At 48.3% G+C, this 13,008-nt stretch carries 7 protein-coding genes and 1 pseudogene; 6 read left to right on the top strand and 2 right to left on the bottom strand.

The genetic code is table 11. The features are described from left to right. Positions 1-69: 69 nt before the first annotated feature. Positions 70-558 (bottom strand): annotated as a pseudogene (locus O3C58_12175) (peptidylprolyl isomerase). Positions 559-946: 388 nt separating this feature from the next. Between O3C58_12175 and O3C58_12180 the strand changes: the two are divergent. Together O3C58_12180 and O3C58_12185 are read left to right on the top strand one after the other, a co-directional pair. Further along, on the top strand, positions 947-2,866 hold the full coding sequence (locus O3C58_12180; GenBank protein ID MDA0692609.1) for a DUF3488 and transglutaminase-like domain-containing protein: 1,920 nt from the start codon (positions 947-949) through the stop codon (positions 2,864-2,866). Between the two features lie 779 nt (positions 2,867-3,645). Beyond that, entirely contained in the window at positions 3,646-4,965 is a 1,320-nt protein-coding gene (locus tag O3C58_12185) for a sigma 54-interacting transcriptional regulator (protein ID MDA0692610.1), read from the top strand. A gap of 68 nt (positions 4,966-5,033) precedes the next feature. Here O3C58_12185 and nirK read toward each other — a convergent pair whose 3' ends face one another. Next, complete coding sequence (gene nirK / locus O3C58_12190; GenBank protein MDA0692611.1) at positions 5,034-6,038, bottom strand: copper-containing nitrite reductase; 1,005 nt, start codon at positions 6,036-6,038, stop codon at positions 5,034-5,036. A gap of 343 nt (positions 6,039-6,381) precedes the next feature. Here nirK and mobB point away from each other — a divergent pair, with 343 nt between their 5' ends. From mobB to O3C58_12210, 4 genes are all read left to right on the top strand, one after another. After that, positions 6,382-7,518, top strand: a complete 1,137-nt coding sequence (gene mobB, locus O3C58_12195) for a molybdopterin-guanine dinucleotide biosynthesis protein B (protein MDA0692612.1) — start codon at positions 6,382-6,384, stop codon at positions 7,516-7,518. Next, complete coding sequence (locus O3C58_12200) at positions 7,515-8,726, top strand: molybdopterin molybdotransferase MoeA (GenBank protein ID MDA0692613.1); 1,212 nt, start codon at positions 7,515-7,517, stop codon at positions 8,724-8,726. Before mobB ends, O3C58_12200 begins: the two co-directional genes overlap by 4 nt. Positions 8,727-8,926: 200 nt before the next feature. Beyond that, positions 8,927-10,786 carry a VCBS repeat-containing protein gene (locus O3C58_12205; protein MDA0692614.1) on the top strand — a complete coding sequence of 620 codons (1,860 nt, stop codon included), beginning with the start codon at positions 8,927-8,929 and terminating at the stop codon, positions 10,784-10,786. Between the two features lie 431 nt (positions 10,787-11,217). Beyond that, positions 11,218-12,642 (top strand): alginate export family protein, encoded by a 1,425-nt coding sequence (locus O3C58_12210; GenBank protein MDA0692615.1) that lies wholly within the window; start codon positions 11,218-11,220, stop codon positions 12,640-12,642. Positions 12,643-13,008 lie beyond the last annotated feature (366 nt).

Genomic DNA, 13,008 nt, shown 5'->3' on the forward strand with positions numbered 1-13,008 from the left:
TTCATTCGGGTCAAAACCTTGATTATCGTTTTACTATTTTGACCAACTTCACCCACCATTCATTTACTTAAAGTTTTTAGCTTCATCCCCAATTCTAATAATTTTTAGATGCTTGATTTTATCGCCGCCCACAATGCTATTGACAACCTCCATCCCTTTTTCGACAACACCGAATACGCTATGTTTATTATCCAGCCACGCGGTGGGAACATGAGTTATAAAGAATTGACTCCCATTCGTGTTCGGGCCGGCATTGGCCATCGACAAAATACCAGGGCGGTCATGTTTTAAATCTGGATGGAATTCATCTGCAAAATTGTAACCTGGGCCACCCCTTCCACTGCCCTCTGGATCACCACTTTGAATCATGAAATTTTCTATAACCCGATGAAAGATAATCCCGTCATAAAATGGGACACCCGCTGGTTTATTCGATTTTTTTGTTCCCTCTGCAAGCCCTATAAAATTTGCTACTGTTTTTGGCGCACGATCATAATGCAGTTTTAACAGTATGTTCCCTTTAGTGGTTTCTATATCTGCGTATATTCCATTTCCCATCGCCTGGCAATTATCAGCAAGTGCTCCCATAGTCAGTGATCCAATTAAAGTTAGAAATAACATCTTAAGAAACTTCATTAAAATACCTCCAAAATATAATTCTAAGGTTTAAGGCAAAGCTGGAACCAGCTCTACGAATATGTATAGCGGTGGTAAGATCTTCCCCAGGATATTTGGACAGTCAATCAGGCAATCAACCTTTTTCAAGGGGCCCTTAAGAAGTCCTCAAAAAAGTGATAGACTCCTTATATCAAACAACCCGCAAGACTTTGCACATATTAAGACTAATCCAATCCCAGTGGACCGGGCAAGGAAATCTTTTGATAATTACAGAATTGAATGATTCTAGAAAATCGCTCAGTGAAAGTCAAACCGGTGGGATCAAAAAATGCAACTGAAGACGGGTTTTTTATTTTTTAATTATTGCCTGACGGCGATGGGGCTCCTCTGTCTGTCGTTCAGCCATGTATTCTCCCCCTGGCTTGGGGTCTTGCTTGGGTCCGCCCTGCTTACCTGCCTGGTACTGGAGATCAAAAACGTCCTGCCCCTCAAGCCGCACCTGAAAGTTTTGACTTCCAGCGGAAGCCTTCTTGCCCTGCCACTGCTTTATTTCGGTTTCGATCTTCCGCTTCTGGATTTACTGGTATGGGTTTTGATTTTTCTGCTTTTTTCACGGCTGATCTTTAAAACAGAACTCAACGACTACCTGTTTGGCTACGTGCTGAACCTCATTTGTCTGCTTCTCGGAGCCATGGTTGCACATGATTTAATATTTGCGCTGCTTTTCCTTTCGTTTTACCTGGTTCTATGCGGAGGACTGATCCATTACCACCTGATGGCGGAACAAACGGGCAATCACAGCCCTCCAGAGGTGTTTAAACAATATGAGGGCAAGGAATACCTGCGGGGCCGCCTGTTCGGCTTTTCTGTCGTGTTGATGTTGTTGACACTGGCAGTGACGACACTGATCTTCGCCGGATTTCCGCGTCTGGGCATGGGAATTTTTCCATCGGAGTCAAAATCGCCAGTCACCGGGTTCTCGGAAGCCGTGCGACTGGGCGATATTGGAACGATCAAAGAGAATACTGCGGTGGTCATGCGCGTTGAATTTTCCCAAAAAGGAGAACCCTACCGCCCCGAGACCCCTGTCTACTGGCGCGGGGTGGTCCTCGATCATTTCAATGGCAGCTCCTGGTTTTCCACCGATCGGCAAAAAAGGAAATTTGTCAACCATCCGGGAACCGGGGTCCAGCTTTTTACACAGGAGCCTGAATCAAGCCCCATCCGGCAGGACATCTATATGGACGGGTTCGATTCCAACGTGATTTTTACCCCGGCCATCCCCCGATTTATAGACGGAGATTTTCGCCATCTGCAAGTAAACACGGATTTTGCTCTGAAAACCCTGGACCGGAATGCCCGTCTCAATACGGTGACACTGATCTCGGACCCAATCGCTCCCCCCCAATACCGCACCCAGGACAAACTCGATATGAAGTCCGAAAAGCGGCGAAAAAAATTTCTGCAACTCCCCGCAATGAGCTCCGAGATCACCCGGCTGGCGGAACGACTGACTCAAAGCACAGAAGAAACCACGGCCAGCAACATTCTGAACTACCTGATCTCCAATTTTGATTACACACTGGAGCTGGAAAAAGAGCCGGGTCACACCACTCTCGACCATTTCCTGTTCACCCGAAAAAAAGGCCATTGCGAGTATTTTGCATCTTCAATGGTCGTCCTCCTGCGCCTGGCGGGAATTCCGGCGCGTCTTGTGAATGGTTTTTTAGGGGTCGAATGGAATGATTGGGGACAATACATGGTCATCCGCCAACAACACGCCCATTCCTGGGTCGAGGCCTATTTTCCAGAGAAGGGATGGGTCCGTTACGACCCCACCCCCTCCGATCCTGCATTTTTCGAAAATGAATTGCATGACCCGTTGAGCCGCGCTCTTGATCTCATGCGCTTGAACTGGCAACGCTACATCGTTCGCTATTCCATGAAAGACCAAATCCTGTTTTTCACCGGCCTCAAATCGACCGGAGAAGAAACTCTGGAATCTATTCAAGAACTTGCCACAATGGACAGGGAGGAAGTAAAAATATTTATTTCAGATAACTTCAAGAGATTTCTCCTGTTTATCGCATTCGGGGTTGCATTGATTTTTGTCTGGCGGAATCACTCCCATTGGCATTTTTTTGATTCCCCCCCCCTTCCCGGCCTGGATTTACCGGAAAATGCTGAGAAAATTGGCCGCCCTCGGAATCCACAAACAACCGCACTGGACCCACAGGGAATTCCTTAAACGGCTTCCCCTTCTGCCCGCAGACAAAAGGGAACTCATTCAAAAAATAACAGACACTTATGAGAAATCACGATTCGGTCAAATCCCTCTACTGGCACCAGAAAAAAAAGAACTCCTGAATCAACTGCGGAAAATCTGATGGGCACTTCTAAAAATTGACAACGGCACCGAATCGCAAAATAAATGATCCCCGCCCCAAGGGGCGGGGTATTTAAAGGTAGTTTTTTTATAACCTCCCCTAACCCCTCCTTGCAAAGGAGGGGAATGTGAAAGGAAACCCCGTAGCAGAGCTACGAGGAATTCTTTTGATTCAAAGAAGCGTCTTTTGTTTTAGTAGGACAGGCTTTCCAGCCTGTCCGCACGGGCTGGAAAGCCCGTGCCACTGATTTAAGTAAATTTTGCACACGATTCTATTTTCTGTAAAAACTAATATTTAGCAGGTTGCTGAAAAAGTCCAAAACAAGAGGGTTTCCACTGTTGTCATGCTGAGCCTGTCGAAGTATGACCTTGATAATAAGGGCTGTTTTCACACTTCGACATACCCCTGCGGGGCATGAAGGCAATTGTCGAATATCACAAGCTCAGTGTGACAGTTGTGGGTAGCGAAAATAGTTTTTCAGCAACCTGTTAGAGATGCTCTGATGGCCGGTCACAACCGCCTCTCTCACAGATGTTGCAAAATAATATTGCAACTATTGCAATTTTGATTTACAACAGAGTGCGGCAGTTTTTCTCATAACTGGTGACAAATAAATTTTCTTTAACACTATGGAACAGGAATGGACCTGAACTCTTCAAAATATCTCAACAAAGCGCTCAATGTATTGAACGAAGCGGTTTTCGTGTACGACGAAAATATGCAGATTAAATATTTCAATGCCGCCGCCGAACGCATCACCGGATTCTGCAAGGAGGATGTGGTCGGCAAACAATGTGTCACCCTGTTCAATAAAAGCCTGTGTTTGAACAACTGCGCCCTCTGTCAAACGGTCAAAAACGAGCCCTCGCAGGAGTTGGTTCAGTTTCAATCCGCTTTTTTTAGAAAAGACGGGGCCAAACGGTCTGGAGCTTTCAAGGCGGGTCTTTTGAAGCGCGGACCCAATGGAGAAATAGAAGTTCTGGTCGCCTTGACCGATATCACGGAGATCACCACCTTAAAGGCAAAACTCAGTTGCTCCTTCAGAAACATTGTTGGCAGGAATCACCTGATGCAGGAGTTGTTCAGCACCATTCGCAATATCGCGGAGTTCGACACCACCGCTCTCATTCAGGGAGAAAGTGGCACGGGCAAGGAACTGGTGGCCAAAGCTATCCACTTCGAAAGCCCCCGCGCCCGCAAAAACCTGGTCACTGTCAACTGCTCGGCTTTTTCAGACGACCTGCTCGAAAGTGAATTGTTCGGCCACGTCAAAGGTGCCTTCACGGGAGCGGTGAAAGACCGGATCGGACATTTCGAAGAGGCCAATGGCGGGACCATTTTCCTCGATGAAGTCGGGGACCTGACAGCCAAAGTGCAGATCAAACTTCTGCGCGTTATTCAGGAAAAAGAAATTCAACGGGTCGGGGAGAACACCATTCGCAAGGTGGACATCCGTATTCTGGCCGCCACGCATAAGGATCTGGCAAAAGAAGTCCAGGAAGGCCGGTTCAGGGAAGATCTTTATTACCGGCTCAATGTGGTCCCGGTCCACCTGCCGCCCCTCCGAATGAGAAAAGAGGATATCCCGCATCTGGCCCGGCACTTCATCAAAAACTGGAAAGGGGTGCAGAGAAAAGTCATCGACAATATATCTGGCGAAGCCTTGGGGAAACTCATGGATTATGACTGGCCGGGAAATGTCCGGGAGCTTGAAAACGCCATCGAACACGCCTGCGTCAAATGCAAGGGAAAAACCATCGAGGTTGCGGACCTGCCGATTACCATGACCCCGCCGACGCAAAAGCAAGGCAAGAGTTGGAAAAGAAACCATGCCACGAAAGAAATGATTTTAGAAGCATTGGCCGAAACGGGCAATAATCAAACTCATGCGGCCCGGCTTCTCAGCATCCACCGCATTACCTTGTGGCGAAAAATACAGACCTTCAATATTGAAGTGTAGTCATTTCCGAATCTGAACGAAAAGGCAGGGAGAGCGGCGAACCACTCCCCTGCCCGTTTTGGCCAATACTACTTAATAGATTTAAAGATAGCAGGATTTTCTTTCCCGGTCGCGGACAGGATGCCCACAGCACCCTTGGCAACACGGAAAATACTGTGATCCACCAGAAGATAATCCCCCGGAACATCTACTTTAAACTCAACGATGGTCGCGCCAGCAGAAGGAACCAGCGTCGTCTGTACGTTTTTGTTGACCGCACCGTTCAGAGCACCTTCCATATAAACCTTGTCAAAAATTTCCCCGATGATATGAAATGAAGATATTCCGTTCGGGCCAATATTTCCAAAAAAGACCCTCACAGTATCGCCCGCCTTGGCCTTGAGCGCATTGTCTCCCACCAGAGCGCCGGCTTTGCCGTTAAACACCACATGATCGGGATGCTCGGACAAACCCTTTTCCATGGACAACTCCAGAACATCTTTTTTGTCTGAAGGCTGGGTGAAAAATTCGCTTTCAAAAACATAAAACTCGTGGTCCACTTTCGATAATCCGTCTTTGGGTTCCACCAGAACCAGCCCGTACATGCCATTGGCAATATGCGCCGGGATGTTGGGCACGGGCGAGGCGCAATGATAAATATACAAGCCCGGATTCAATGCTTTAAATTGAAAAACTTTTTCATCTCCCGCCGCCACCAGAGTGACCGCCGCTCCGCCGCCAGGACCGTTCACGGCATGGATATCTATATTGTGAGGAAATGTGCTGTCCTTATGGTTGGACAAATGAATTTCTACGGTATCGCCTTCACGCACCCGCACCATCGGGCCCGGCACGGTCCCGTTAAAACTCCAGAATTTGTATTGTTTTCCATCGGCCAACTCGCCTACATATTCCTTCGCTTCAAAATTGACCACCACAGTCGCGGGAGCGGTTCGTTTGATGGGGGCAGGAACGTTGGGAGCCGTTGCCAATTGAGCTTTCTCAGAGGCATGGACATTCCCTGCACTCAAAATACCCAAAGCGATAACACAACCCATCCACCGCATCCGATTGCCTGTTTTCTTTGATACCATTAGTTTCCCCTAAAATTGGTCCATTAGTTTCAAGACTTCACACACTAGTACAAAGCTCTATATACAAGTTTTGCGCCAAAAAAAACAATACACAAGTTACTCATTTAAATTCAACTAGTTACAATTTATTACTCTAAGGGAAACGAATAAAAACAGGCTCTTTGGCTATTGCAATACGCCATTGCAATAGTGACCGTTGCAACCACCAAGTAAACTGTTGACAGCGGTATGACGATCATCAATAATAAGCTAATTCACCATTTTTTAATCGTTTACAAGCCCGCTACCGAGGGGAATTCAAGCTCCTTCCGCAACTTAAATGTCTAAAAAGCGAACGAAATAAATGGACGTCTACTGGGAACAGTTCAAAACCCCTTTTCTTTGTTTTGCCGGCTATTCCGGCGTCGGGAAAACCACCCTTCTGGAAGACCTGATTGGGCGGTTCAGCGCCGAAAACTTCAGCGTCGGCTATTACAAGCACGACGCCCACCGCTTCAGCGTCGATAAGGAAGGCAAGGATACCTTCCGAACACGGGAAGCGGGAGCGGGCATCATCGCCATCAACGATCCCAAACACTTTGCCATGGTGGGTGATAATAATTTCCGCAAATTGACCATCACCCACGCCCTGGAGCAGTGCGACTGCATCCTCATCGAAGGTTACAAGCAGTCCCCTTTTAATAAGGTCGTCTTTTTAGACGCCGCCGGTTGCCTTCCCATTCCCGTGGATACGCCGGGTATCAAGGCCGTGGTGCATCAGGGAGTGATCGCTGACAAAAAACTTGAAGCGTTGAATATCCCCCTGTTTCACCGCGATGATCTGGAAAACATTTACGAATTTGTGCGCGGCCATTTTATAAGTTGCGCCAGTGCCTTAAACGGCGCTGTCTTTGTGGGCGGACAAAGCAAGCGTATGGGGAAACCCAAGTTCTCTCTTTCCTACAACGGGGTGTCGGAAACCGAGCGCATGGTAAAAGTCCTCAATCAGTTTTGTGAAAAAATTTTCCTTTCGTCCCGCTCCGATCTCGATATGGGACCACTTGCCAATATGGCGGGAGAAGTGGAACGCGTCAACGACGACCACATCGGCCTGGGTCCGGTAGGCGGGCTGGCCACCCTGATGGCGGCCCACCCCGACAAAGCCTGGATGATCACCGCCTGCGACATGCCGTTTCTGGACGAGAAAAACTTTGAGTTCATTATCAATGAACGCGACCCCTTGCGCTACGGAACCTGTTTCATTCAAAAGGGGAGGCGTGGGTTTGAGCCGATGTGCGCGATTTACGAACCGAAATTTATTCTCCCTCTCTACGAGGCCATGTCCAGGCGGGAGCTTTCATTATCACGTATCATCAGTGAACTGCCCTTCAAGCAGGTCAAAATTCCGGATACGGACCGGTATAATTTCATGAACATCAATACTCCCGAGGAGTATGAAGTCGCCCGTGTCAAACGGGAACAGGAGATTGCTGAAATATGAGTCTAGTCACCGTCGATCAAGCGCTGGAAACCATTCTCGCTAAAATCAAATTCAAGGGTATCGAAAAAATTGCCATCGGCGATTCCCTGGGCCGGGTGCTGGCGGAAGATATCGTCGCCCGCCGCAACAACCCGCCGCTCGATAATTCCGCCATGGACGGGTACGCCCTCATCGCGGAAGATATTCAATCGGCCAGTCCTGAAAACCCGGTGCCATTGGAAGTGACGGAAGAAATCGCCGCCGGTTATCAGTCCAGCTCCACCTTAAAATCAGGGCAGGCGTTTCGCATCATGACCGGCGCTCCCATCCCCAAAGGGGCCGATGCGGTGATCATGCAGGAAGACACCGAACGCAACGGCAATTCATTACTAGTGATGGACAAAGCCGAGGTCGGTGAAAACATTCGTGAAGCCGGAGAGGATGTCCGCAACGGAGAAACGGTGATCCGTAAGGGCGCTCCCATCACTCCGGCGCAAATCGGCATGATGGCCGTGGTGGGCCGGTCCCAGGTTTACGTCAGTCAACAACCGCGAGTTGCGATTCTTTCCACGGGAGATGAAATTCTCGACCTCGACGAGCAACCAACGGGACCCTGCATTTATAACAGCAACGGTTATATGCTCTCAGCGCAGATCCGTTCCGCCGGAGGAATTCCCGTTTATCTGGGCATCGCCCGCGATACCGAAGAAGATCTGCAGGAAAAATTCCGCTGGGCTTTGGAGTGTGACCTGGTCGTGTCATCCGGCGGCGTATCGGTGGGAGACTACGACCTGGTCAAAGCCAGCCTCAAAAAAATGGGACAGGACATGTTGTTCTGGAAGGTGGCCATGAAACCGGGAAAACCGCTGGCGTTCGGAAAAATCGGCGACACTCCCATATTCGGACTGCCAGGCAACCCGGTCTCGTCCTTCGTTTCGTTCGAGCAGTTCGCTCGCCCGGCCATCCGCAAGGTATTAGGGTGTACGCAGTTGACCGCCAGAACCGTCAAGGCAAAATTGACCCGCACCATTCACAAGAAACCGGGCCGCCTGCATTTCCTAACCTCCGTCGTTTCCTGGAACGATGGCGAATGCACCGTCACCCCGGCTCAGGAACAAGGGTCGGGAATCCTGAAATCCACCGTCACCGCCAATGGGCTTTTAATATTCCCTTTGGAAGCCACCGAGATTAAGGAGGGGGAGCTGGTCTCCGTTCAATTGCTGGAATAAATTCGCCATCACGATAAAAATATTGTAACTTTAGCTTAAGAGCACCTCTAAAAATTAGCTTTTAAAAGAGAATTGGACATTGTAAAGAGTTTCCTGAATCAGTGGCACGGGCGACCTATCCTTAAATTTAAGGGTAGGTCGCCTGTCCCACTACAACAAAGACACCTCTTTGAATTGAAAAAATCCACATCAACTTTATAATGATAATAAAGAAATCACCGATTTTCTTCATTCTGCTTTTACTTTTTATACTTCCATCCAGTTCCGTTTTCGCCCAGCAGGGAGAATCCATCGCCAGTCTCGATCGTCTCGTGAGTCAAATTGATTCCATGTTCCCGCCCGTGGAGGGAATTGTGATATCGGTGGACGGAGACACTCTGACTCTCGATCTGAAACAGGGACAGGCAATTAATAAAGGCGACAAACTCAATCTCATTCGTTTCGGTAAAGAAATCATCCACCCTGTCACCAAGGAAAAAGTGGGTCGTGCGGAAACTGACCTGGGAAGAATTGAGATTCTGGACGTGCGTAAGGATTTTTCCCTGGCAAAATCAACAGACCCATCCGTGACTGTTCAAGTGGGCGATGGTGTGCGCAGTCCCTTTCAAAAACTTTCCTTTCTTATCGCCCCGCCAAAATTGGAAACGACAGAAAAAGTGGACGTGGATCGACTGCGGTTGAACCTGGAAGACCGCTTGAACCGTCATCCCCGGTTCCAGGTGCCATCGTTTGCGCTGGGAGTCTGGCTTTTGGAAAATGGTTTGACCGAAAAAACCATGATGACACCCGAAAACCTGGAAAAGCTGGCGGCAAAAGTTCGGGCCGACTATATCCTCGTTCCGACAATACAGTCTATTCAAAATAAAATGGTTCTGAATTACCAGTTGTTCTCGGCGCTGGATGGAAAACTTGAAAAACAATCGAAAATATTATCGGACCAGTTGCCTCTCGCGCCCAAAGTTTCCGGAAAAATTCTGCGTCAGGAACAGGAACAAGACATCCAGTCCAGCTTTGCCCAAAAAAAGGAGAGCCTGTTGCAGTTTGTTGACAAACAGGAGTTCCCCTTTGCTGTGGTCGATTTCGATATCGGCGACATCAACGGCGACGGCAACAAGGAGTTCATCATCATCGACCGTTACCGGGTGATGATTTACAAATATGAAAATAACAAATTCAAACGCATCGCCCAGGTAAAAACCAAAAAAGGCATCAACTACTTTCTGGGTGTCGATGTGGGAGACATCAATGGCAACGGCCGGGATGAAATTTTTATCACCAATGATATGGGGAGCGGTAAACTTCAATCCTTCGTTCTGGAGTTCACTCCGGGAAGCAAGGGCCCCCAACCCATCTGGAAAGACGTCAACCTCTATTTCAGAATCATCCATCCCTATGATTCCAAACCAACTCTGCTGACTCAGAGCCCCGGATTTCAGGACCCATTCAACGGCCCCATAAAAACCATGCAATTCAAGGGCAACGGTTATCAGGAGGGAGCTGAATTAAAACTTCCGTCCATCTACGGAATGGAATTTATCATCTACGGAATGACCCAGACAGACTTGAATGCAAACGGTTTGCAGGACACAATTCTGCTTGACACGGACTACCATTTACGCGTATATTCTGCGGACGGTCGTTTGATCGTAAAATCAAACGATTACTATGGTCATGACCCGCGAATGATTGATGTTGGTGTTCGGGAGGACTCTTCCGGGGTCGTCATTCAGGGAAAACCTGTTAATTTCAGAGGCCGGTTACAGCTTGTTCAAGCGAACGATAAAAAATTCCTGCTTGTGCCGAGAAACCATATGTTTGGTGGCGGGGAGTTTATCAAGACCGCAGTCGTGTCAAACAGTAATATCGTGGTTTTGAATGTCACTCGCGAGGGATTTGAAAAGGTGTTTGAAACCAAGAAACAGCGAGGCTATCTGGCCGCTTACCAGGTCATGAACCTGCCCGACGATAAAAAACAACAGGTTCATGTGGCAATCGTCAGCAAAGAAGGGCTTATCGGCAAAGAAACCAGCACCATCTACACCTACGACTGGAATAATTAATAAAAGGCATCTCTGGAAATTAGTTTATTATCGGTGGCATGGGCGACCTATCCTTAAATTTAAGGGTAGGTCGCCTGTCCCACTAAAACAAAGCCATCTCCTTAAATTAACGATTAGGAGCATTTAGTCAATTTTCAGAGATACCCTGAAGCTCTATTAGGTAGATAAAAAAGACGCGACCGGGTGGTCGCAAAAATAATTCATAAATCATAAACAGCTAAAAAGTCAGGAATCAGAACAGGAGGTGATGGGTTTTAATAGATTTCCTTAAAAAATTTTGATTTTTCTCGTTTTACATGTTACACTTTCGATGTAATGCTATTTGCCCGTTATCGGGTACCCCCCCCCAACGAGACAGGATAAAACGTTTTTTAGTTTAGTAGCGTTTTTTGACTTTCTTTAGGAACCATTCTTCTTTGGAGGAGACAGGTATGAAAAGGAATTTTTTGAAAGTAGTTGCAACTGCGGCCACGGCATTGTTTGTCGGCGCCACTGTTGCGCAAGCGGCAAGCGTGGAATGGAGCGGATCGCTCCGACCTCGTTTTGAAGTAAACGAACGGCATGATTTTAACGCAGATACCTCGGCTGACTATTTTGTCAGCACCCAGGTTCGTCTGAATGCCAAGGCTGAAATCCTGCCCGACACCAGCGCGTTCATTCAGTTGCAGAGCGTACGCACCTGGGGTAGTAATCAGTCTGGTGCTGCCTCCTCAAATACTAACCCCGCAGGTTCCGGAAACGCGTCTTTCGGCACGCCGGATGATCGCGATGCCTCCGTGGGTGTGCATCAGGCCTATTTCACCCTGAAGAATTTCGCCACCCTGCCGGTGGATTTACAGTTAGGACGGCAGGAAGTGATTCTGGACGGACACCGGCTTTTCGGTAACACCGTCTGGACGCAGGGACAGCAGAGCCACGATGCGGTCCGGGTGAATCATGCTCACGACAACATGACGTTTTCCGCGCTTTATATCCGTGGCAATGATGGCGGTAACGCCGTTACTGCAGACCCGCACGATATTGATGTCTACGTTGCATACGCTAATATTAAGGGAATCCTGGGCGGCGGGTTGTCACTCATTTATTCCGTCACGGATGACGAGTGTGGTGGTGGCGCTTGTACTGCCGGTCCCTCGGACAATAATATCCACACCATCGGCGCACGGCAGGCGGGTCAGCTTTTCGGCCTCGATTACCGCGCTGAGTACTACTACCAGTTTGGTGGAGCGGAAGCAGATGCCGCCGGTGTAGCCGGCGGTTATACGACCACAGGCGCTGGTTCTGGAGTTGACCGTAGTGCCTATTTGTTAGGCGTCCGCGTTGGCAAGAAGTTCAACAACGTCATGTGGAAGCCTGGCATCACCCTCTGGTATGACTATAAATCCGGAACGTCGGATGAAGACGCTCGTAACGGAGATTTCAAGTCATTCAACACTCTGTTCGACACCGGCCATAAGTTCTACGGGTTGATGGATCTTTTCTTAGCATCTAACGGATCCGACACCAACCACCTTGGTTTGGTCGACTATGCGGTCAAAACATCGATTTCACCGGCAAAAAACTGGACGTTGAAATCCGACTGGCATTATTTCACCACCGCCGAATCTGCGAATGCAAATATCCTAGTTTCGGGAAGAGCAGTCGCGAACGTATATAGTGACTCTAAGGCTTTAGGACACGAGATCGACCTTACCTTGGTGCATAAGTACAATGCCAACACCAACATCTCTTTTGGTTATTCTCGCTTTATGAAAGATCCCTTGTTAGCCTTAACAGCAAACGGACTTGGAACGGCAGGCAATGGCCCTTCCAACAGCGCGAACTGGGCTTACCTGCAGTTTGACGTAAGGTTCTAAGCTTAGCTTTTCCAAAACCCCCGGTTCGGCTCACGCCGACCGGGGGTTTTTTTTGTTTAAAATCCCGTTTATCCTTGCAACAGATAATGCACTTGCCGCTGAATTTTCCACATTCCTCCTCTCTCGATCACTGCCACCGACACTCAATTAAAATTGCACAGGCTGGAAAGCCTGTGCTACTACTGAAGATCATTTCCTTGGCTGAATTTTATGAGCTGCAACACCCTGTAAATATGCCTGGCTGTACCGCCATTTACACAACTGTACATTCAATATTGTTAGTAACACAGGCTGGAAAGCCTGTGCTCCTTTTCCACCAAAAGTTTAAAATGGTCGACTTCCACTCCACCCATCGCAATCTTCCCC

The sequence above is a fragment of the Nitrospinota bacterium genome (assembly GCA_027619975.1).
GTDB lineage: Bacteria > Nitrospinota > Nitrospinia > Nitrospinales > VA-1 > JADFGI01.